Origin of the sequence: Roseivirga echinicomitans, assembly GCF_001592935.1 — a bacterium.
In the GTDB taxonomy this organism is placed as follows: domain Bacteria; phylum Bacteroidota; class Bacteroidia; order Cytophagales; family Cyclobacteriaceae; genus Roseivirga; species Roseivirga echinicomitans.
This window is the reverse complement of record NZ_LRDB01000050.1, coordinates 425,391-448,765: the sequence shown is the minus strand read 5'-3', so window position 1 is coordinate 448,765 and position 23,375 is coordinate 425,391. Positions and strand designations below refer to the sequence as shown.

Here is a 23,375-nt window from a genome sequence, read left to right as displayed (position 1 = left end):
AACCTATATACTTACTTTTATATACGCCTCGCTATTTATAATTAGGGATTGGGATGATGAAGATTAATAAAAAATATTAAGCCTTTCTTTCGAAATCCTTATAGAGTAAACTCGGCTGAATGCCTTGGTTGTTCTGGTATTTGCCTTCTTTGTACATGTCGTAATCGCCTTCAATGGTATGGTAGAAAATCTGACAAATTTCTACTCCAGCGTAAATTCTGATGGGCTGCACACAGAAAATCTCCAATGTCCAGAAACCGTTGAAGCCTACATCGCCAAAGCCAGCAGTGACGTGAATAAACAAGCCTAAGCGTCCGATAGAAGAACGGCCTTCCAGCATGGGTACAAACTTAGAAGTCTCAGTGTGCTCCACTGTACGGCCCAAGTAAAGCTTGTTGGTTTCTAAGAGCAATCCTTCTTCAGGAATGGTCAACTTTTCCGTTGGGTTGGGCTGCTTCATGTCCAATTCGGTATTCGAATAGGTGAGTAGCTCCTGATGCAACTTTAGGTTATAACTGTTTGGGTTCAGCTGAGATGGATTGAAAGGCTCAATATTGATGCCTTTGCCCATTTCTCTTTGAATTTCCCTTCCTGAAAGAATCATATGCTTAGTCTATGGTAAAAGAGGTTTCGCCTCCTTTTTCGTCTTTTAATTGAATGCCCACAGTTTTGAGGTCATCTCTAATTTTATCTGAAAGCGCATAGTCTTTAGAAAACTTTGCCTCTTTTCTTAAGTTGATCAAAACCTCCATTGCGCCTTCTAAAACATTGTTTTGAGCCGCATTTTCGGTTTCAGAAACCAAACCTAGCACATCGTTGATAATGGCCTTGAATTTCGTAGTCGCAAAGTCAAAAGCTTCAGCATCAATCTCTGCCAGTTCCGAAGGGTTCTGATAGTAAGTATTGACTTTAGAACTAATTTCAAACAATGAAGCAATCGCTTTAGCAGTATTGAAGTCATCGCTCAAGTCTTGCATGGCTTGGTCGATAAAGCCTTTCAGCTCTTCCGATTTCTCTTGAGAAACCTTTCCAGTTCCAGCAGCAGGAAGTTTGTCGATCAGCTGCACGCTGGCCATCAAACGCCTAAAGCCTTTCTCTGCAGCTTGTAAGGCTTCGTTACTGAAGTCCAGCGTGCTTGCATAATGGCTTTGGAGCATAAAGAAACGTACCGTCATAGGGCTATAACCGCGTTCCAAAAGCTTGTGATTTCCTGTGACCAGTTCTTCTGGAGTAAAACCATTGCCCTCGCTTTTGGCCATTTTACGACCATTTACGGTAAGCATATTGGCATGAATCCAATAATTGGCGCCTCCAGCATGGTGACATCCTTTGTTTTGGGCAATCTCCGCTTCGTGGTGAGGGAATTTCAAATCCATTCCTCCTCCGTGAATATCGAAGGACTGACCCAAGTATTTTGTACTCATGGCAGAGCATTCCAAATGCCAACCAGGGAAACCTTCGCTCCATGGCGATGGCCAGTGCATTAAGTGTCCTGCTTCAGCCTTTTTCCATAAAGCGAAATCCAATGGATCGGCTTTTTGATCTTGGCCCGCCAAGGTTCGGGTGTTCGAAAGCATGTCATCAACGTTTCTGCCCGAAAGCTCTCCGTACTGATGTGCCTCGTTGTATTTTCTTACATTGAAATAGACTGAACCGTCCTTTTCATAGGCAAAGCCATTTTCAATGATCTTCTTAATAAATTCAATTTGCTCTATTAAGTGGCCGGTGGCCGTAGGTTCAATAGAAGGCGCTTGAATATTGAAAAGCTGCATGACATCATGGAAGCCATTGGTGTATTTCTGCACCACTTCCATCGGTTCAATTTCTTCTAAACGTGCTTTTTTAGCAATTTTATCTTCTCCTTCATCGGCATCGCCTACGAGGTGACCCACATCGGTGATGTTACGCACATAGCGCACTTTGTATCCTAAAAACTTGAGGTACCTGAAAACAATATCGAAAGAAAGGAAGGTGCGAACATTACCCAAATGGACATCGCTATACACGGTCGGTCCACATACATACATACCTACTCGGTCTTCTACAAGGGGCTTGAAAACCTCTTTTTGTTTTGTGAGAGAGTTGTATACTGAAATTGGGTATTGTTCAATCAGGCTCATTTAAGCTTGTCGTTCACGTAGGTTAAAAATTCTCTTTTGGTTTCTTCTTCCTTGAATTTACCGCTGTATTCTACAGTAACCGTAGATGAAGATTGATCTGATACGCCTCTAGAGCTTACACACATGTGCTCGGCATCTATATATACCGCTACATCTTCGGTGTTCAAAGCACGTTTCATTTCATCAAGAATTTGAATGGCCAAACGCTCTTGAACCTGTGGTCTTCTTGAGTAATAATCTACGATTCTGTTGATTTTAGAAAGGCCAATTACTTTTCCATTGGGAATGTAAGCAACGTGTGCTTTACCAACAATAGGTAAGAAGTGATGCTCACAGTTGGAGTAAAGGGTGATGTTCTTTTCAACAAGCATTTCACTGTACTCATACTTATTTTGAAAAGTAGAAAGTGAAGGTTTGTTTTCTGGCTTTAAGCCCTTAAAAAGCTCCTTTACGTAAAGCTTGGCTACGCGTTTTGGTGTGCCACTTAAACTATCGTCAGTCAAGTCTAAGCCTAAGGTGTGCATGATTTTCTCGAAGTGGCCTTGAATAATGGCGATTTTCTCTTCGTCTGATAAATCAAAAGCGCCTTCGCGCATCGGTGTTTCAATAGAGGACATCATGTGATCGTCACCCATCTCTTCAATTTGCTTCAACAAATCCTCTGAACTTTTACCGTTTTTATTTTTCATTAACTGGTTACCTAAAACAATGAATCGTTTATACTGCCCGTAAGCAGAAAAGTTGTGCAAAAGTACAATTAATTGACTGGCTTTTGAAACGGGTTTTCAAAAATGATTAATGCCTATTGCAGCCCATAAACATGGTATTGCCCTATGTAGTTCAAAAGCTGTTTACAATCGCTTTCAGATTACTGTTTTGGTCTGAAAACCAGCATTACTTCGGGCTTGGTTTCAATAAAGGCCCCACCAATTAAATCAATACAATAGGGGATGGCAGGAAAAACGGCATCCAGACATTCTCTTATGGACTTAGGTTTTCCCGGTAAATTCACCACCAGCGATTTCCCTCTGATTCCTGCGGTTTGCCTTGATAAAATAGCCGTAGGCACGTATTTCAAACTTTCTTGTCGCATCAGCTCACCAAAGCCCGGCATCATTTTATGGCAAACTGCCTCGGTGGCTTCTGGGGTTACATCACGAGGAGCGGGGCCTGTTCCGCCTGTGGTTACAATTAAACAACAGCCTTCTTTATCGGCCATTTGTTTGATGGTGCTTTCAATTAAATGTTGCTCATCTGGAATTACATGGTAGATAGGCTCCCACTTTGAAACGAGGTATTCGTTGAGGGTTTCAATAATGGCAGGGCCAGAGAGGTCTTCGTAAGTTCCTTTACTCGCCCGATCCGATACTGTGATTATTCCTATTTTTACTTCCATGCTCCTTATTTTACTGCAAATAAGTCAGGTTGAAAGAAGAATCCAATGCTTTAATGCGAAGTATTCGTTCTACCTTTGCAGTTGCAAAAAATAAAAGACACAGTGACTACATTTTCCGAACTCGGCATATCTAAAGATTTAATCAAAGGCTTAAGCGAAATGAATATCCTTGAACCATCTCAGGTTCAATCGCTTTCCATCCCAATTCTCCTTCAACAGAACACCGATTTTATTGGTCAGGCACAAACAGGAACTGGAAAAACGGCAGCTTTTGGCTTGCCTTTGCTTCAGAAAATTGACACAAAGAAAGAGGCCATCCAAGGTTTGATTTTAGCACCCACACGTGAATTGTGTCAACAAATCGCAAAGCAATTGTTCAAATTCACCAAGTACACCGATAAGATATTTATCGAGGCGGTTTATGGTGGTGCTGATATGCAAGTTCAAATTCAACGTTTGAAAAGACCTACTCATATCGTTGTGGCGACTCCTGGTCGTTTAATGGATTTGATCAAAAGAGAAGTAATTGATATTTCTCAAGTGAAGTATGTGGTAATGGACGAAGCAGACGAAATGTTGAGCATGGGCTTTAAGCCGGACATGTACAGTATTTTGGATTTTGTTCCTGCCGAGCGTACCATTTGGTTGTTTTCGGCTACCATGCCTGATGGAATTAGAGAGATCATTTCGAAATTCTTAAGACCTAATGCCCAGAAAATTGAAGTAGGAAGAAGTGCTGGCGTAAATGCCAACATCAGCCACGAATATGTGGTTTGTCACTCAAAAGATAAGGTGCAGGAAATCAATCATTTCTTGTCGTATCACAAAGATGAACGCGGAATGATTTTCTGCCAGACTAAAAACGCGGCAAGAATTCTTACCAAGCAGTTATTGGCCAAAAATATTGCTATAGATGTAATTGAAGGTGATATGGGGCAACGCGACCGTGATAAGGTAATGCGTATGTTTAAAAGTGAAAAGATCGAGATTTTAGTAGCAACCGATATTGCAGCCCGTGGTATTGATGTGAAAGGCTTAAGCTTTGTATTGCACTATCAACTTCCTCAGCAAATTGAATATTACACCCACCGTAGCGGAAGAACTGGTCGTGCTGGTTTAAAAGGAACTTCGATCTTGTTTATTTCTGAAAAGGAAAAGCAAAGAATCTTTGAAATTGAAAAGGAATTGAAAATCAAGATCAAAGAGCTGAGCTAGTTCATTCTGCCATTAACTTTCTTAAAACACTGAAATCCTGAGTTTCTGACTTCAGGCCAGTGGCCATTACCTCGTGGTAGTTGTTTTCGAACTGCACGTTGGTGATGTAAGTTTCTGCGCTATGCAGTTGACTTGCTATTCCGTGATAGATGTAAGCAGCGATTTGATCGTGTGAGATCTGGAACGAGTTAAAATAGCCTGCGCTGAACAAACACACTCGAATCGTATTGATCGGCTTGAGGTTTAGGCTATTTGGGCTGCTCTCCAATGTAAAATTCTTGTTGTAGTTCATTACTGCCCGAACGATGTTTTCCGCAGTGTCTTCAATGGCGTTCAGGAAATCGTTTGGAGTGCTGTACAAATCCGCTAGGGGAGGCACCACATAGATCATGGCATAATTGGCGTCAATTTGGTAAGGACGCAAATGATCCTTGAATACATCGATGAAAACCGTACCGTCAAAATCGATGCAAGCCGTGTCTACGGGTGGTTTTTGAATAAGCGCAAACTGCACCCCAAAATCACTATCGAAGTCATCGATATAAGTAGTCTCTTTGCCTTCAGCAAGGCGATGAAGGGTCTTATGGATTTTCTGATAAGGATGTTTCCCTACAAAATTCTGCTGTACACTGAGGATGCCATAAAAAGCTCCGGTCATGCCTTCTTGCCCCATTTCGAATAATGAACCGGTATAAGAAGTGCCTGCATTTACAGAGCCCATTACTACTTCGGGTTGAAGCGGAGGCGTTTCGTAGAATACAGCACAGAAATTGGAGTGCTTTGGGTTAAGTAATTCTGCCGTGATGTGGGTTCCAGGGAATTTATTGATGATCATGGTTCAGAAGTCTAATTATGGTTGAAATTTGGCCTTTACAACCTACGAATTTCTCTTAACATATTCATAAATTGACTCTCCAAATGTACTATGACGAGGTCTAAAAGATTACTAGTTAACCCATACAATATGAAAACTATTTTGTTAGAATCACACGGAAGGTTAGTGGTCTAAACACAAGATATACAGAATTTTTTTTCATAGATTCGAAGTTAAATGTAAGCACTTATGAGAAAGGGTATATTGTGTTTTGTTTTCCTATTGACTATTAGTGTGTCGTACTCTAATGCTCAAAGCATTGTGTTCACAAAACCCGAATTGTGGGAAAATTTACCTGAGGATTTTGATTTAGCACTTGAAGAAGTGAAAATTGAAAAATCATTTTTTGTCGATAGCGGATTAAATCCATTCTTCTTAGAAGCTGATTTTAATGGTGATGGCTATCTTGATTTAGCATTACGTGTTATAGATAAAGAAACAGATAAAATAGGAATTTTAATCATTCATGGTAAGACTTTAGATACACATCTTTTAGGTGCTGGTAGCAACTTTGGGAGTGGGGGAGATGATTATAAATGGATGAAAGTTTGGAAGCTGTACCGAGGGAAATGGGCTTACAAAACGACTTTCACGGAAAACGGAGATATTGATAGTTCTGAAGAAATTAAGTTGAGTAATATTGCAATTTCAGTAGCTCAAAGCGAGGGTGCGTCTAACTTGATAGTTTGGAATGCTGGAAAATACGAATGGATACATACTGGAAGTTAATATAAATATGAAAAATCTTTTTTGCTTTTTGCTCATAGCTATAGTTATGAGCTGTACCCCAGAAACAACTTACCCAGTAGGGCAAATTAAAACCGATAAAGGCGATATTCTGATTTGGCTTTATGATGAAACCCCAAACCACAAAGAAGCTTTTATTGAACTGGCCGAAGAGGGGTATTGGAACGACTATACTTTCAACCGTGTCATTGAAAATTTTGTAGCACAAGGCGGTTGCCCAGATACGCCCGAAGGTTTTGCTTATTCAACCCACCTTTTAGAACCTGAATTTGATCCAATTGCCAAACATGTTTATGGTGCTTTTGGAGCGGGAAGAGATGGTAATCCGGGTAAAATTTCGGCTACCTGTCAGTTCTATATCGTTCAGAATGAGAAGGGTTTACCTCGCTTAGATGGAGATTATACCATTTACGGCCAAGTGTTTAAAGGAATGGATGTAGTTGATCAAATTGTTAAGGTAGAAAAGGATTCTACCAATGCACCTTTGGTTCCTATCAAGTTGGATGTTAGCGTTGTACAAATGACAGCCGCTCAAATTGAAGCAGAGGGATATACCATGCCAGTCAAAGGCAAGTAATTTCTACTGTTTGGCAGGAAACATTTTCTCCAAGATTTTATAACGGTGCGTGAAGATTTTCATGAGCTTTCCTTTCACTAAAAAGGGGTGAACCATTCTTCCTAATATACCAAAAGGGAGTTTGTACGATACTTTATCGATCATTCTTACTCCATTGAGAGAGGTCTCGAAAATGTGCTCATGGTGCCACATGGCATAAGGGCCAAAGCGCTGCTCATCTACAAATGAATTGAGGTGATTTACATGTGTGATTTCCGTTACCCAATTAGATTTTATACCCGGAAATGGGGAGACCTTATAGGTAATGATTTGGCCTGGGTACATGCTTTTTGCTTGTCCTGAGGTGATTTCAAACCCCATGTGCTTTGGTGTTATTTTCTCTAAGTTATTGGGGGAAGAAAAGAAATCCCATGCAGTTTTTAGATCGATAGGCAGTTCTTGTTCGGTTTTGAGTGTGTAAATTCCAGAATGACTTTTCAGCGATACCATTAATTAAGATTTGGGTATCAACTGTTTTGGGTAGCGAAGTGTTTTAAGCCTTTGACATATTTTTCTTTACCAACTTCCACGTATGGATTAAGCCAAAGAGAGGCCCAATAAACAAAGTGAACAACAACCATTTGGTATCGATGACTGTGGCCAAATAGCCTAAAAGTTGAATGCTTGGAATGGTCAGTAGAAAACCAATACTCACTACAATGGTAATTGCAGTACCGACAGATTCTTTCGGTGCGGTTTGGACTGTGAGCGATGAGAATTGAGCAGAATCTCCAATAACAGCAAAGCCCCAAACTAAGAGAACGGTAACGAAAATTGGTTCACTCAAATTGAAAAAGAGTGGCGAAATCAAGCAGAGTATTCCAGAAATCAATAGGAACGTGAAGGCTACTTTAGCACTTCCTTTTTTCACGGAAATAAAACCGCCTAGAACGCAGCTGATGGCGCCCACAGCCATAATGATAAAGGTGTATAAACTAGGGTGGAGGCTTGTGCTGTGCGTTTCGTTGTAATACACCAGTACTACAGGCAGAAAAGCCCAAAAGGTGTATAATTCCCACATATGACCAAAATAGCCAAAGGCAGCAGATCTAAATTCATGTACTTTAAATACTTCGAAAATCTTAGCGGGGTTGAATTTAGCGCCCCTTCTGCGGTGAGGGCCTTCCCCCACAAAGAAGACCATTGCTAAACCACCAAGAACTGCTAAAATGGAAGTGCCGATCAAAACGAATTTCCAAGAAAGGCTGCTGCCCGTATAATTTAATAAATGCGGAAATGCAGAACCCAATACCAAGGCGCCCACCAAATAGCCAAGTGCTTTGCCCAGTTTACCTTCAAACCAATCAGAGGCGATTTTCATCCCTACAGGGTAAATCCCTGCAATGAAAATTCCAGTAAAGAAACGAGCCGAAAGCAAAAAAAAGTAGCTAGGGGGTAAGAAGATTAAGGAAACATTGAGCGCACTTCCCAAAAGGGCGCATGCTAGAAAAACGAGCGAGGGCCTAAAGCGGTCTGCAATTGAGAGCAAAGCGAAAATAAAGGTGCCCAAGATAAACCCTAGCTGCACAGATGAAGTGACTGTGGCTAAAGCATCCGCGGGCAATTGCCATTCCAGTTGGAGTTCTTTTAGGATCGCATTACCTGCAAACCAAAGCGATGTGCCTGCAAATTGGGCAAATACAATGGTGGGAAGCACCCGTTTTGGAACTTGTAAAGTCAAAATTAATGGGGTCGGTTGTATGAATAGATTGAGTAAAGGTACATTGCTCCAGTAAATTTGGGTTATATCTTCTCGATAATCTTCTGAATTAACTCATTTGTTTAATCATGATTTTGAGCATTGATTTGAAGCGAAAATAACACATGATATAGCATTAATCAACGCTTACCTAGTTAGTATTTGATAGGGCGCCTGATAAGTCAAGCGCCCTATAGATGGTTCAATTCAGTAAACCTGCTCTTCTTAAAAGTGCTTTTACATCAGGTTCTTGTCCTCTAAACCTTTTGTACAAAGTCATAGGGTGTTCCGAACCTCCTTTAGATAGGATGTTGTCTTTGAACTTGTTGGCTACTTCTTTATTGAAAATGCCGTTCTCTTTGAAATACTCAAAGGCGTCTGCGTCTAACACTTCGGCCCATTTGTAACTGTAGTAACCCGCTGAGTAACCGCCTTGGAAAATATGACTGAACGAGCAACTCATATTCGTTCCTTCAATAGGAGAGAGCACTTCAGTATTCTTGAGAACACTACGCTCAAAATCAGAAACACTGGTAATGTTAGAGTTGTCTTGTCCGTGCCAAGCCATATCGAGCTTACCCAAACCTAACTGACGTAGGGTTTGATAACCTTCTAGGAAGTTGGCACTTTCCTTTATTTTCTCCACCAGTGACTCTGGAATGGTTTCTCCTGTTTCGTAATGCTTTGCGAAAAGATCTAAGCATTCCTTTTCGTAACACCAGTTTTCTAAAATCTGAGATGGAAGCTCCACAAAATCCCAATAGACGCTTGGGCCTGAAAGACTTTCGTACTGTACATTGGAGAGTATTCCATGTAGTGCATGACCGAATTCATGGAAAAGCGTAGTGACTTCGTCAAACGTAAGAAGCGAAGGTTTACTTTTTCCGGGTTTGGTGAAATTGCATACATTAGAAATTAAGGGGCGGTGATCGCCTTTTTCATCTTTGTATTGGCCAGCGAAAAGGGTCATCCAAGCGCCTGCGCGTTTGCCAGGACGAGGGAAGAAATCGGCATAGAAAACTGCCATATGTTCGCCTTTTTCGTTTTTCACTTCGTAGGCTGTTACATCAGGATGGTATACTTCTATTTCGTCATTCTTCTTAAATGTAAGGCCGAAGAGTTTTTGCGCAGTTTGGAAAACACCATCCACTACATTTTCAAGCTTGAAATAGGGTTTGAGCATTTCATCGTCAATGCTGTATTTCTCCATTTTCAGTTTCTCAGAATAGTAACCGAAGTCCCAACGTTCTAATTTGTCAATGCCGTCTAGTTTTTTGGCGAATTCCTCTACCTCTTTTACGTCATTTTTAGCCGCATCAATTCCGTGTTTCTGAATTTCATCTAAGAAATCAAGCACTTTTTTGGGCGACTCCGCCATGCGCTCTTCCAATACGAAGTCGGCATGGGTTTTATAACCTAAAAGTTTTGCACGGTCATTCCTTAATTTAACAATTTCCTTAACCGTTTCTTGGTTGTCTAACTCATCTCCTTTGAAGGCTTTGGAAGAGAAGTCTATGCTTAGCTTTTTTCTCAATGCTCTGTTGGCGGCATACGTCATAAAAGGAATATAGCTTGGGTAATCTAAGGTAATCACCCATTTACCTTCGTGCCCTTTGTCAATTGCGTCTTGAGCCGCTTGTTCAATAGCATAGTCAGGCAAACCTTTCAAGTCAGCTTCATTTTCTATCACTAAAGCGTATTTGTTGGTTTCAGCCAACACGTGTTCTCCGAACTGAAGAGATAGTTTAGAAAGCTCTACATCAATATTGCGGAGTTTTTGTTTTTGTTCATCGTTTAAAAGTGCTCCATTTCGTACAAAGCCTTTGTAAGTTTTATCAAGTAAAGTGATCTGTTCAGGAGTGAGCTTGGATCTATCCGCAGCATCATAAACAGATTTTACTTTTTTGAAGAGAGTTTCGTTTAAAAGAATGTCGTTAGAGAACTCAGTTAAAAGCGGGGATATATCTCTTGCAATCGCCTGCATCTCATCACTAGTTTCGGCAGAGTTCAAATTGAAGAAGATAGAAGTGGTCCTGTCTAGTTGCTTTCCCGAAAATTCTAAGGCTTCTATTGTATTCTTAAAACTAGGGGCTTCACTCAGGTTGTTTATGGCATCAATTTCAAGCTTTGCTTGATTAATCAACGCCACAATAGCGGGCTGATAATGCTCATTTTTGATTTGTGAAAAATAAGGAGTTTGAAAAGGACTGCTGTTTTTTTCAATAAGTGGATTCATCTGAATTCTTTTTATCTGTTCGAACACTGCAATATTAACCAACTCAAAATAGAAGCTTTTCTAATTCCGTAAAAAATTTTACAATGGTTTTGGAGAGTGAAATATGACAGTGTTTTAGAGGGGAGGTATAGTATTTTATTTATAGCTACTGTCTTTTTTGATTAAGCGATTGAATTTTAGGTCTATTGAAGATTGGGTTTTTTCTTAATATATTAATATATTGAAAAATAGAATATTATTAAATTAGTTAACTGGGTAGGGTGTAAATCAATATAAGAGTAATACCTTTGCTGCGCTTAAGGAAAAGAACGTTTCAGACAAGAAAATATCCTTGATAATTAATCCGACTCCAAGGTGTTTTCGTATATAAGAGATTAAGCGTTAACTATTTATTATTTGTCTTTAATGAGGCTTATTACTTTCATCCTTCTTTTCTTAGCTCCATTTTATCTGGCTGCTCAGGGAACCTTTGTTTCTAAAGGTTCTGGAGACTGGAAGTCTAAATCTACATGGGATTTGGTCAGTGGTTCTGACCCAAATGGAGTACCAGACTCCAATGATAATGTGACTATTCAGTCCGGTCATACAGTTACTATTTCGAATAATGAAGATGGAAATAACCTGACCTTTAATGGAGGAACCATCGCCTTTAATAGTAATAGGGCCCTTACACTGGGTGGAAATGTAACTGTGACAGCTAGTTCGTCAATCACAGGGTATAGTAATTCACATGAATTTATAGTGGAGGGTACGTTAAATGTTGGCAGTGGCAACACCCTTTCCGTTGGGGCTATTAAATTTGAAATCCAAGGAGCTTCTACTATTAATGGAACTTTGGCGATTTCTGGTTATAGTGCCAAACCTCGAAATTTTGGTAATGTCACTATCAATGTGGGTGGTTCAATGACTTGTTCTGGAGCAGATGCATACACCTTTAATGGGGATTTGATCAATAATGGTACGTTTACGGGCACTTCATATGGGACAACCTTTGATTTTACTAGTACATCTGGAACCTTTGGTGGGAGTAGCGTTCTTAGCTTTAATAGCTTGATTCTAAATTCTCCAGCAAGTTATACTAACAACGGAAACCTTCAGGTTCTGTCATCAATGTCAGGCACAGGAAGTTTTACTAATGGAGCTGGAGGACAATTGGAACTTCAGAATAGTGGTCCTTTTACGGTAAGTACATTTAATGCTTCGGCTACTGGGAATACAATTACTTATACAGGTTACGGCAATCCAACTGCTTTTTCTGGTAATTATTATAACCTAGTTCTTAATAAATCGAGTGGTTCCTTAAGTTTTGGCAGTAGCTTAACTGTATCAAACAATTTGACGGTGAAGTCTGGTATACTCCAAGTAAACGCAGTTACGCTCACTATAGGGAATAATTTGGTTTTAGAAGGAGGCGAGTTTACCCCAGATAATGGCTCGGCAGTGGTGAATATTGGTGGAGATTTTCTGGGTACAGGAGGTCAGTATGACCATAATAATGGGGATGTCAATGTTACTGGCAATGTGAATATTACTGGTACTGAATTTTTGTTTAATGGAGCTTCATCTACCTTAGATGCAGGTTCTTTTACCATGAATAACGCTGCCATTACCTTCGGTAGTGGCGCCATAACAACCACAGGTGGTTTTACCTTAAATGGAACCAGTAATTTAATTGTAAATAATGCTTCGGCAACATTGTCGGTTGGTGGTCTGTTTTCTTTGGTAAACGGCACTACCAATTTTAGTGCAGGGACTTTTTCTGCTGGATCGATTTCGGTGGCTGCTGGCAAAGAACTTGTTCTTGGAAATATTCCAACCACTGTAACAGGAGCCACAACAGTAAATGGTACCATAACTTTTAACTCATCAGGAAGTGCTAAAAACTTTAATTCTATTCTGGTAAACTCTGGTGGTTCATGGGCAGTTACTCAACCTAATAATTTTACTGTTTCAGGCGATATAACCAACAATGGATCATTTACCAACCCTAGTTATGGAAGCAGTATTTATTCGCTCACAAAGTCTTCAGGCACCATAGGTGGCTCTGAAGCTCTATCCATTCGAGATATCTTGATCAATAGTCCCGCTAGCTATACCAATAATACGGACTTAACGGTAGGTGGAACATTAAACGGAACGGGCACATTTATTAATGGTGCCACAGGTACGCTAAGGTATCAAGGCGATAACAGCGGAGGCTCAAATTTCACTATTTCAAATTTCACGGCTTCGGCTACTGGAAATACCGTAGTGTACGGAGCCGCCTCTTCAAGTCAAAGATGGAAAGCTACAACCAATGGTTATTACAATGTTACAGTCAATTTTACAGGCACAGGGGATTATCAGCGATTACAATTGGCGAGTAATATAAGGGTGAATGGTACCTTGAATATTATTGCCGGAGATCCACTACTCAATAACTATAATTTGGAACTTGGTTCAAGTGCTAGTATTACAGGAGGAAGCGCTACCGATTACATAAGGCGAAACAGTTCTGGAGTGGTTAGAAAATACTACTCAGGCACAGGTGGGGCAATATTTCTTCCTATCGGGGATGTTAACAATTATTCACCCATTACCAGTTTCACTTTGAGTGGAGGTTCAGTAAGTGGGGGGGCGTATATAGATTTTAGCGTAACTGATGCAGTACATCCTCAAATGAACGCCCCCAATAAGGCCTCTGGCGGAGATGATGCGGATACTGTGGCCACTGCTTATATCAGTAGGTACTGGACGGTGAGTGGAAGTGGTATTACAGGTCCAGAGTTCAGCGCCACTTATAAATATATAGATGATGATGTAACGGGAACAGAATCAAATATGGTTGCAGCCTTGCGTAGAACAAAAGAAGGGACAATGGGGCCAGTGCTAGATTGGAAAAATGCAGGCACCGTAAACCCAAGCACGAACACTGTTTCAATGGATAGCGGAGATGGCTTTGGAGATATGTATGCCATGGACGATGAGCAGACTCGATTGCCGATTGTGCTGCTATCCTTCACGGCTGATGTATACAAATCAACTGTTCTCTTAAAATGGTCTACTGCTTCAGAAATAGATAATGATTTTTTCACCATTGAACGTTCAAGCAATGGGGCTGAATTTGAACCTATTTTATATATACCAGGGAAGGGGACTAGTGAGGAAACTAATAATTATGTAGCGGTAGATAATACTCCCATTTCGGGTAGAAGTTATTATCGTTTGAAACAAACGGATTTTAATGGAAGCTTTGATTATTCTGAAATGAAAAGCGTTTCTTATAAAACGGGAACAGCAAGAGTACCAAATTTTACCGTATATCCCAATTCGGTATTAGCAGGCCAAACCATAAATATAAGACCAGAAGGTGAGTTCACAGATGAAACTGCAGTGATTCAGGTATTCTCAATAAGTGGGAATCGTGTTCTTGAATATAACTTTCAACTCTCAAATCAAGCATCATTTGAAATTCCTCAAGATGTTCAGACAGGCTATTACGTTTTAACTGTAACAGGTTCAAGCTTCAAAAAGTCATTCAAAATTATTATAAAATAGACTGGGGGTGGTAATCGAGTTACTTGATTTAAGTAGCAATTGATCGGATAAGTTCACTTTTTATAGTAAATTACACTATAATTAAAAAGTGCGCCTTATTGTGCGTATTTAATAATGGTCCACTTAGTTGATGCATTTTCATTGTCTGATGCATTAATTATTCTTGAAAATCTGAGGTGATATTTGATTTCATTAAACTTATTTTTTGAATCAACCCTCTTATAAAACATTATTTGCCTTTTGGCTTGCCAACAATCACGTATATTAAAACTCTGCTTTTCCCTATTGTTTTTTGCGGGTGTAACAATCAACCCAGTTTGTGCACAAGGTGTATTTGAAAGCAATACCTCTAGTGGTAATTGGCAGAATTCAGGAAGTTGGACATTGGTGAGTGGATCAGATGCCAATGGGGTTCCAGATGCTAATGATGATGTCACAATTCTTTCCGGCCATCGGATTAATATAAGAAATAATGAGGCCTGTGATGACCTGACAATTGTGGGTAGATTACATTTTGCTACTAATAATAGAACCTTAACGGTTAATGGAAATTTAACCATGTCTGGAGGAGTGGCTGAGGTTACAGGAAATGGTGCAACTAAAATGCTTTCCGTCTCGGGTGATTTTAATGTAGCATCTGGTGCGGATGTTGATATAGTTGGTCAAAAAGTAACCATCACAGGTACGACCACTTTGAATGGTTCCCTTAATTTCAGCAGTGGTACAGGAGATAAAACCTTCGGAAACATAGTTATTAATGGTTCTGGCACATGGAATAATACCGGAAGTGAAGACTTTGTTTTTACAGGCAATCTTACCAATAATGGTACTTTTAATGGTTGTTCAGCGAATGGCTGCGATTATGAGTTTACGAGCAGTTCAGGAAGTATTTCTGGGAGTAACGCTATTACTATTTCTGACATCGTGATTAACTCTCCTGCGGACATTACTAGTTCAGCTACTGTAGTCGTTACAGATGAATTAAGAGGTTCGGGTTCTTTCACTAATGAAAATGGCGCATCACTTGAACTTCAGGGCTCTGGCCCATTTAGTGTTTCTACATTTGATGCATCCCCCGCTGTGAACACGGTAACCTATAGTGCCGGGAGCTCAAATGAAATCCTCTCGGGTGATTATTATAATCTTATTATAAATAAGTCTTCAGGAACTCCATACAATGGAGGTACAGTCGATATTGCTAATGACTTCACATTACAGTCTGGTAATTTCGATATTAATGCCACTATGAATGTTGATGGTGCTATAACCATTGGAACTGGAACTAAACTTGAGCTTAATGCAGCTACTTTGACCGTTCTAGAAGATATATCAATTGAAGGAGGAGAGTTTACGCCAGTTAATGCAAGTTCGGTGGCCAATATATCTGGAGATATTTTAATGTCTGATGGAATCTACGACCAGAATAATGGAGATATTAACGTAACAGGAGACTTTTTGATTACTGGCGGACTAATGACCTTCAATGGCACTTCCTCTACCTTAGATGTAGACGACATGACGATAACTACTGGTGATGTTACACTTACCCAAGGAACTGTTAATGTTAATAATGGTTCAGGAGGGCTCACTGTGAACTCTGGTAGTCTTACCCTTTCTGGGGCTACTTTAAGTGTTGATAATCTCTATAACCTTGATGGAGGTACAAATGATTTTAACTCTGGCAGTTTTAGTGCTGGAGATATCGATATTGCTACGGGCCAAGAACTTACAGTAAATTCTCTTGATTTTACCTCTACGGGCACGACTACAATTAGTGGAACCTTAACATTTGACAGTAATTCTGGAGGCAAGAGTTTTAATGACATTGTGGTTGCAAGTGGTGGGGCTTGGAATAATACCACTACAGCCAGCTTTACAATTAATGGAGATATTGCGCACAACGGAGCCTCATGGGTGGGGTGTAGCGGAAGTTCTTGTGATTATACCTTGACTAACAGTAGTGGTAGCATTTCTGGAAGTGGAGCAATAGATATGTCCGATATTATCATCAATTCTCCTGGTAGCTATACAAACTTGGCGAATCTTACAGTTATTGATCGAATTACAGGCACGGGCACTTTCATTAATGGGTCAAGTGGTTCGCTCAACTACTCTGGGAATAATTCGGATGGATCTAACTTCGATATTACCAATTTCACAGCCTCTGCTACTGGCAATACAGTGACTTTTAGTAGGGCAGGAGATCAGCAACTGCGAACAACAACGGATGGTAATAACAACTACTATAATGTGGTAATCAATACTAGTTTGGCTGGACAGGATTTATTTTTGGCAGGAAATGTCACTATTGATAATCAGTTGACACTGACCATGGGAGATCTAATACTCGATGCAAATACGTTGACTTTGGCGGTGGGAGCAAGTGTGTCGGGCGGAGGAGATGATAATTATATTCAAGTAAATAGCTCTGGGACAGTGCGACAAAAATATTCTGCAACAGGCGTTTCTGTTTCAATTCCTATCGGTGATAATAACGATTTCTCACCTATTACCAATTTTACATTAAGTGGAGGTTCAGTAGCTGGGGGAGCGTATATAGATTTCAGTGTCACTGATGGGATACATCCTCAAATGAACGCCCCCAATAAAGCCTCCGGAGGAGATGATGCTGATACCGTAGCGACCGCTTATATAAGTAGGTACTGGACAGTAAGCGGAAACAACATTTCAGAGCCAACATTTAGTGCCTCATATCAATATTTGGAAACAGACGTAGTAGGAACAGAATCTGATATGGTTGCTGCCCTTCGTAGAACAAAAGAAGGGACCATGGGGCCAGTATTGGATTGGAAGAATGCAGGAACGGTAAATCCAAGTACCAATATTGTTTCAATAGACAGTGGGGATGGTTTTGGAGATATGTATGCCATGGATGATGAGCAAACTCGATTGCCCATTGTACTACTATCCTTCACGGCAGAAGTCAAGGCTTCTAAAGTACAATTACAATGGTCAACAGCATCAGAATTAGATAATGATTATTTCACCATTGAGCGCTCGAGTAACGGGATTGACTTTGAGCCTATTTTATATGTACCGGGGAAGGGCACAAGTGAGGAGATAAATAATTATGTAGCGGTAGATGATTCTCCTATTTCGGAAAGAACTTACTATCGGTTAAAGCAAACAGATTTTAACGGAACCTTTGATTATTCAGAAGTAATCAGTGTATCTTATAAAAGGAAACAACTAGTAACGCCAAGTTTTTTGATATACCCCAATTCTGTATTAGCAGGCCAAACTATAAATGTAAGGCCAGAAGGTGAGTTTATGGATGAAACTGCAATTATTCAACTCTTATCAATAGCTGGGCATCGTGTTATTGAGTATAAGATTCAACTCTCAAAACAAACATCATTTGAAATCCCTCAAGATGTTCAGGCGGGCCATTACGTTTTAAGTGTAACCGGTTCAAGCTTCAAAAAGTCATTCAAAATTATAGTTAAATAAACAGGCGGCTTTAATAGAATGGGGATTAAATGAATTTTATGCCTTTTTCGATAGATAAAGCAGGCGGGACTCATGTTTTTCCTAGTTGAAAAAAATACAGATCAAGAAATAATGTGGTATATTAATTACTGAAGCTGGAATTACAACTCGTTATACTTTTCGTACCATTTAAGTAGGCTTCATTTTGATCAGCATTGAGCCCAATATTTGTAGAACCAAGAATTTCATTTTCCAATGGCCCAGAAGTTTCGAAATGAATTTTAATGCTACCATCAAAACCCAAAAGATTGCTGTAATTGACCACTGTGTTGTCATCAAGTGACTCCAAAATGGAAACACTTTTTCCCACTCCATTTACTTCTTTCAATGTGGTTAAATATGTGGCTACATCACCATTGTCGCTAAGGCTACCAAAATGCAGGTGAACTGGATGTTCAGCACCCGAAATCACATCGTTCAACGTGATTTCTAATTGTGCTCTCCCGTCATTTCTCTCTCTGATTTTTAAAGTGCCAGAAGTCGTGTTGCCTTCTACAGAACCCGGGATTAAAGCCATTTCCATTTCATTTCCTGTAAATTCTGAAAGTTCATTTCCAGAGTCGCTGCAAGCCGCAATGAAAAGTGCAGTGAACAAAATTAAGCTGGGTAGAAATACTTTTTTCATAGTCTTTATATTTTTCAACCAACTAATACAACGGTCGGCTGTTAGCTTTGGTCTTTAATTAAGCAATATTTTTAACGTTTGGTTCAAAAACCAATTGCTTTCTTGGCCCTTGCTAGCACTTCTTGTGCAATCACCCGTGCTTTTGCTTCACCTTCTTCAAGCTTTTTATTCAACTCGTCAAGGTTGGCCATATAGTAGTTGAATACTTCTCTTTCCTTGGCATACTTTTCTAAAATTAGTTCGTAAAGGGCGAGTTTGGCATGTCCATAGCCATAATTCCCACCTTCATAATTGGCTCTCATCTCTTGATTTTGAGCTTCAGAAGCAATTAATGAATAAATAGCAAATGTATTGTCAGTATCAGGGTTTTTAGGCGCTTCTAATGGAGCACTGTCCGTGATAATCTGCATTATATTTTTCTTAAGCGCTTTGTCGCTCTGAAAGATATTAATGGTGTTTCCGTAAGACTTACTCATTTTTTGACCATCTGTACCGGGAACGGTCATTACCTTCTCGTTAATCTTGGCTTCTGGAATTTTAAATATTTCTCCGTACTGATTATTAAAAGTATTGGCCATATCACGGGCCATTTCAAGGTGTTGCCTTTGGTCTTTACCAACAGGGACATAGGCCGCATCATATAGTAAAATATCGCAGGCCATTAATACCGGATAAGTAAAAAGCCCCGCGTTTACATCTGAAAGACGGTCAGATTTATCTTTGAATGAATGCGCATTTGCCAACATCGGGTAGGGCGTAAGGCAGCTCAAATACCAGGTTAATTCACAAACCTCAGGAATTCTAGATTGGCGGTAGAAAGTATTTTTGTCCGTATCAAAACCAAATGCCAACCAAGCGGCAGCTACCGCATTGGTATTATCTATTCTTGTTTGAGGGTCTTTAATTGTGGTAAGCGAGTGTAAATCAGCGATAAAGAAGAAAGAATCGTTTTTAGGATTCTTAGATAATTCGATTGCTGGTATAATTGCTCCCAATAAATTTCCTAAATGTGGTTTGCCCGAACTTTGTATGCCCGTTAGTATTCTTGCCATGAATTTAATATTTGTCACAAATAAATGATTATTGACTGGTCGATTCAAGCATTGGCTTGTTATTTTTGCTCTTCAACATATATTAAAAATACATTCCTGTCGTCATTAGCTTATGAGTAAATTCTTCCGCCTCCTTTTTTTGATTTGCATTCCTACTTTAGCTTTTGCTCAAAAGCCTGAGGTGATTGAAGCTGGTGTGATTGATGGCGAGGTGGGGACATTCTACTTTAGCTTTCCGTGGGAGAATACTTCTGAAGATACTGTTACGATTAGTTTTTGGTCTGGAGATGAAAAGTTGAAACTCGAGAAAGAGAATATTAAAGTAAACCCGAAACAGACTGTATCTGTCCCATTTACGATCGCTACTGACGGTTATGTCGGTGGGTTTAGAATAGGAGTGAGGGTTTTAGCTTCGTCCGAAATTATTCTGAAGGAATATGCTGTGGAGGGTAGAATTCTTGCTCCGGTAATCGATGTGTTCAAGGCATATAGAAATGTATTTTGGCCGTTTCGGTCAAAGTATCAAGTCGTTAATTTTAAATCTGGCTTTATTGGAGATGAACTGAATGCTGAAATGATCTTATACAACTTTGGGGGAGCGTCATTGGATTTATCAGGTGCTAACATTTCGGCTTATTATGATGTGAAGTTTCAACCCACAGAAATTCCGCACAACAGTTTTACTAAGATGAGCATCGTTTTAAAAACGGATTCTTTGCTTAACCCTGGCTTCGTAAAGGAGATTGTTCAGGTAAAGGATAAAAATGATTCACTGGTGTTCTCCATTCCAGTACAGTTTACGCTAGAGCAGAAACCATCTGAGGTCAATGCTGACTCACCATATTTAGCAATAAGTGATTTAGATCATGACTTCAAGGTAATGTCACCTAATACTAAAAAGTCTGTAACGATAACTCTTTCCAATAGGGGAAATCAGCCCTTGGACCTGCTTAAGATTGAAAGCAACTGCTCGTGTTTGCAGTATAATCTCAATAGAGCCGCAATAGCATCAGGTGAATCCGTAGAAATGGAAGTTATCTTTGATGCCACCGATCGACTGGGGTATGAAAGAAAAACCTTAGCCATTTTTAGTAACGACCCCAGAAAACCTACAGCGGTAATTACTTTTAGATCGCATGTGAAATAGGCGCTTATCCGATGATTTTTTTCATCAATTCAACAAGCTTTTGATCGTTCTTAATTGCATCTTTTAGAGCATTTATAAGGTACTCAGGTACCTTTTCTCCTTTTTTAATTTTGGATGAAAAATCAGAAAACATTTCTGAAACTTGCCCCTTATCTTCTACCTGTTTTGAGGTCTTTAATGTATCCTCAAAATCCTGCAAGAGGGCTTCCATAGTTTTTGAGATTTTAGAGGTTGCAGGTTTATAATAAGATACAGCTTCTTGTTGGGTCGAGTTTTTCAAGGCAATGCATCCATTGTAATCTTCCACAATTTGATCTATATCCCCCCTCTTAAGTTCTTTCTCTTCAATTCGGTCAGAAACTTCTTTACAATCCGATAGGTAATCTGTCATTAAATTTCTAAACCCCATAATGCCTGGTAAAGCAAAGGCAGCTCCCCCGAATTTCTGTAATGCCATCATGCCGAAATCATCCATTCTGTTGGAAGCAGAGTATTTATAAACACTTAAATAGTCTTCGCTAACCAGCAAAGCAAAATGATATTGCTCTCCAATTTTCATTGGTTTAATCAATCCATACTCAGGCATCGAAATATTCTGAATATCAAATAGCTTAACAGTTTCTTTATCTTTTCCATTTTTCACAACAGCATAAGGCATTCCATCAGAATCAGATAGTAGCTGAACATCTCCAGTCATTGTTTCTCCAGAGCGTTTTGTTAGAATATCTTGGCCTATGGCTGAGAAAGAAAGAAGTAAAAAGGTGAAAATAGATAAATATCGTTTCATATGGTTTTATTGAGTTTGCGAAGGTAGGGCATATTTTTTTTTAATTCCAGAGAATTGATGAAGCTTAATGCAAAGGGTGTAACCATTTTCATTATTTTAACGCCAGAAACCAATTCGGATTATGAGCGAATTTTTAATAACAGATGATTCTGTTCACAATAAGTTAACCAAAGACCAAATTCTTGATAATCGAGATTTCTCGATTATCAAGAATCGAGCTGACTTAGAGCATTTACTTCAGGAAAAAGGGAGGGACTATTCAAAAGCATTGTACAACCTTGAATATGAACAACAGCTGGAGAAATTACAGGTTGAGCTGGTTAAGCTTCAACACTGGATTGCTGAAACCAATCAAAGGGTTGCCATAATTTTTGAAGGTCGAGATGCTGCTGGAAAGGGGGGGACGATCAAGCGATTTACGGAACACCTTAATCCACGATCCATGCGTGTTGTTGCTTTAAACAAGCCTACGGATATGGAAAAGGGGCAGTGGTATTTCAGAAGGTATATTAAGGAACTTCCATATGCTGGAGAAATGGTGTTTTTCGATCGTAGCTGGTACAATAGGGCAGTAGTAGAGCCTGTAATGGGTTTTTGTGATGAAGATCAATACCAACGGTTTATGCGCCAGGTTCCGGAGTTTGAACACATGCTTTTTGAAGATGGTGTGCATATCATTAAGTTTTGGTTTTCTATAGGTAAGGATGAACAAGTAAAACGCTTTAATGATAGAAGGGCTAACCCATTGAAACAGTGGAAATTAAGTCCTGTGGATGAGAAGGGGCAAGAAATGTGGCAGAGATATACTTATTATAAAGAGCAGATGTTTGCTCAAACACACAACAGTTTTAGCCCTTGGATAATCATAAAAACGAATACCAAAAAACAAGCCCGTCTGGAAAGCATCCGACATGTACTCTCCAAGTTTGAGTACCCAGGGAAAAAGGAAGCTGATATCGTTGTATTGCCCGACCCTAACATCGTAATGAGGTTTCACCGTTCAATTTATCACTTGTTATAATGTCTGACTTAAAATACAATTTTACGGATAAGGAATTGAAACTCTTGAACAGTAACAAGGCGATCAAGCTATTGTTAAAAGACAAGGATAATTTTAATCCTGAAAAGGTGTTGCGTTATGTTAAGTATGAAAAGCGCCTTGAAGAATTTCAAATGGAACTCATTAAGCTCCAGCAATGGGCGATTAATGAGGGGAAACGAATTTGTTTGTTGTTCGAAGGCAGAGATTCTGCTGGAAAGGGTGGAGCGATTAGAAGGGTAACCCACCACTTGAACCCTAGAAATTATAGGGTAGTGGCCTTGCCAAAACCAACTGAAGAAGAGCGTGGGCAATGGTATTTTCAACGCTACATTACACGTTTGCCAAACCCAGGTGAAATCGTGTTTTTCGATCGTAGTTGGTATAATAGGGCTGTGGTAGAGCCCGTAAATGGTTTCTGTACCGATGAAGAATATGAACGCTTTATGCGGGAAGTTAATAATTTTGAAACTATGTTGACCAACGATGGCATCATTCTATTGAAGTTCTATTTTTCGATTACAAAAAAAGAACAGGCTTCAAGGTTTAAAGACATTATGGAAAATCCATTGAAGCGTTGGAAAATGTCACCAGTAGATGAAATGGCGCAAGAGCTTTGGGATTCCTACACTAAGTATAGAGTTAGAATGTTTGCAGAAACCAACACGAAAAACAACCCTTGGATTGTGTTGAAAGCCAATAAAAAGACGGCCGCTAGAATTCAGGTGATGAGACATATTCTAGAAAAAGTGCCTTATAAGTAACTGAGAAAGGG

19 protein-coding genes are annotated in these 23,375 nt (G+C 39.6%); 8 read left to right on the top strand and 11 right to left on the bottom strand.

Annotation, left to right across the window (positions count from 1 at the left end; all coding sequences use genetic code 11):
- Positions 1-76: 76 nt before the first annotated feature.
- The 4 genes from dcd to mog all read right to left on the bottom strand — a co-directional run bounded on the left by dcd (position 77) and on the right by mog (position 3,516).
- Positions 77-604, bottom strand: a complete 528-nt coding sequence (gene dcd, locus AWN68_RS16105) for a dCTP deaminase (protein WP_068417952.1) — start codon at positions 602-604, stop codon at positions 77-79.
- Between the two features lie 4 nt (positions 605-608).
- Complete coding sequence (gene cysS, locus AWN68_RS16100) at positions 609-2,120, bottom strand: cysteine--tRNA ligase (protein WP_068417951.1); 1,512 nt, start codon at positions 2,118-2,120, stop codon at positions 609-611.
- A complete protein-coding gene (gene folE, locus AWN68_RS16095) occupies positions 2,117-2,809 on the bottom strand; it encodes a GTP cyclohydrolase I FolE (protein ID WP_068417948.1) in 693 nt (230 codons plus the stop codon). The genes cysS and folE overlap by 4 nt, the downstream gene beginning before the upstream one ends.
- A 179-nt stretch (positions 2,810-2,988) precedes the next feature.
- Complete coding sequence (mog, locus tag AWN68_RS16090) at positions 2,989-3,516, bottom strand: molybdopterin adenylyltransferase (protein WP_068417947.1); 528 nt, start codon at positions 3,514-3,516, stop codon at positions 2,989-2,991.
- 81 nt (positions 3,517-3,597) lie between these two features.
- On the opposite strand from mog, the gene AWN68_RS16085 reads away from it, so the two are divergent.
- Entirely contained in the window at positions 3,598-4,731 is a 1,134-nt protein-coding gene (locus AWN68_RS16085; protein ID WP_245658022.1) for a DEAD/DEAH box helicase, read from the top strand.
- Position 4,732: 1 nt separating this feature from the next.
- Here the strand turns inward: AWN68_RS16085 and AWN68_RS16080 are convergent, their stop codons facing one another.
- Positions 4,733-5,566, bottom strand: a complete 834-nt coding sequence (locus AWN68_RS16080; protein WP_068417945.1) for a hypothetical protein — start codon at positions 5,564-5,566, stop codon at positions 4,733-4,735.
- Positions 5,567-5,794: 228 nt separating this feature from the next.
- Here AWN68_RS16080 and AWN68_RS16075 point away from each other — a divergent pair, with 228 nt between their 5' ends.
- Positions 5,795-6,334 carry a hypothetical protein gene (locus AWN68_RS16075; RefSeq protein ID WP_068417944.1) on the top strand — a complete coding sequence of 180 codons (540 nt, stop codon included), beginning with the start codon at positions 5,795-5,797 and terminating at the stop codon, positions 6,332-6,334.
- A 46-nt stretch (positions 6,335-6,380) separates the two neighbouring features.
- Positions 6,381-6,929: a peptidylprolyl isomerase gene (locus tag AWN68_RS16070; protein WP_245658021.1), complete on the top strand. Its 549-nt coding sequence runs from the start codon at positions 6,381-6,383 to the stop codon at positions 6,927-6,929.
- Positions 6,930-6,932: 3 nt separating this feature from the next.
- Here the strand turns inward: AWN68_RS16070 and AWN68_RS16065 are convergent, their stop codons facing one another.
- The 3 genes from AWN68_RS16065 to AWN68_RS16055 all read right to left on the bottom strand — a co-directional run bounded on the left by AWN68_RS16065 (position 6,933) and on the right by AWN68_RS16055 (position 10,903).
- Positions 6,933-7,418 (bottom strand): SRPBCC family protein, encoded by a 486-nt coding sequence (locus AWN68_RS16065; protein ID WP_068417942.1) that lies wholly within the window; start codon positions 7,416-7,418, stop codon positions 6,933-6,935.
- A gap of 43 nt (positions 7,419-7,461) precedes the next feature.
- The gene (locus tag AWN68_RS16060; RefSeq protein WP_068417939.1) at positions 7,462-8,649 is read right to left on the bottom strand and encodes an MFS transporter; all 1,188 of its coding nucleotides are present in this window, start codon (positions 8,647-8,649) and stop codon (positions 7,462-7,464) included.
- A 220-nt stretch (positions 8,650-8,869) separates the two neighbouring features.
- Positions 8,870-10,903: a M3 family metallopeptidase gene (locus AWN68_RS16055; RefSeq protein ID WP_068418549.1), complete on the bottom strand. Its 2,034-nt coding sequence runs from the start codon at positions 10,901-10,903 to the stop codon at positions 8,870-8,872.
- A gap of 405 nt (positions 10,904-11,308) precedes the next feature.
- On the opposite strand from AWN68_RS16055, the gene AWN68_RS16050 reads away from it, so the two are divergent.
- A complete protein-coding gene (locus AWN68_RS16050; protein WP_068417938.1) occupies positions 11,309-14,440 on the top strand; it encodes a T9SS type A sorting domain-containing protein in 3,132 nt (1,043 codons plus the stop codon).
- A gap of 285 nt (positions 14,441-14,725) precedes the next feature.
- Positions 14,726-17,911, top strand: coding sequence for a beta strand repeat-containing protein (locus AWN68_RS16045; RefSeq protein ID WP_068417936.1), 3,186 nt, complete (start codon positions 14,726-14,728; stop codon positions 17,909-17,911).
- A gap of 121 nt (positions 17,912-18,032) precedes the next feature.
- Here the strand turns inward: AWN68_RS16045 and AWN68_RS16040 are convergent, their stop codons facing one another.
- Together AWN68_RS16040 and trpS are read right to left on the bottom strand one after the other, a co-directional pair.
- Entirely contained in the window at positions 18,033-18,575 is a 543-nt protein-coding gene (locus tag AWN68_RS16040; RefSeq protein WP_068417933.1) for a hypothetical protein, read from the bottom strand.
- Between the two features lie 83 nt (positions 18,576-18,658).
- The gene (gene trpS, locus AWN68_RS16035) at positions 18,659-19,627 is read right to left on the bottom strand and encodes a tryptophan--tRNA ligase (RefSeq protein ID WP_068417930.1); all 969 of its coding nucleotides are present in this window, start codon (positions 19,625-19,627) and stop codon (positions 18,659-18,661) included.
- 112 nt (positions 19,628-19,739) lie between these two features.
- Here trpS and AWN68_RS16030 point away from each other — a divergent pair, with 112 nt between their 5' ends.
- On the top strand, positions 19,740-20,774 hold the full coding sequence (locus tag AWN68_RS16030; protein WP_068417927.1) for a DUF1573 domain-containing protein: 1,035 nt from the start codon (positions 19,740-19,742) through the stop codon (positions 20,772-20,774).
- Between the two features lie 4 nt (positions 20,775-20,778).
- Here the strand turns inward: AWN68_RS16030 and AWN68_RS16025 are convergent, their stop codons facing one another.
- Positions 20,779-21,561 (bottom strand): hypothetical protein, encoded by a 783-nt coding sequence (locus AWN68_RS16025; RefSeq protein WP_068417926.1) that lies wholly within the window; start codon positions 21,559-21,561, stop codon positions 20,779-20,781.
- Between the two features lie 121 nt (positions 21,562-21,682).
- On the opposite strand from AWN68_RS16025, the gene ppk2 (AWN68_RS16020) reads away from it, so the two are divergent.
- Together ppk2 (AWN68_RS16020) and ppk2 (AWN68_RS16015) are read left to right on the top strand one after the other, a co-directional pair.
- Positions 21,683-22,582 (top strand): polyphosphate kinase 2, encoded by a 900-nt coding sequence (gene ppk2, locus AWN68_RS16020; protein WP_084362894.1) that lies wholly within the window; start codon positions 21,683-21,685, stop codon positions 22,580-22,582.
- A complete protein-coding gene (gene ppk2 / locus AWN68_RS16015; RefSeq protein WP_068417924.1) occupies positions 22,582-23,364 on the top strand; it encodes a polyphosphate kinase 2 in 783 nt (260 codons plus the stop codon). The genes ppk2 (AWN68_RS16020) and ppk2 (AWN68_RS16015) overlap by 1 nt, the downstream gene beginning before the upstream one ends.
- The last annotated feature ends 11 nt before the right edge of the window (positions 23,365-23,375 follow it).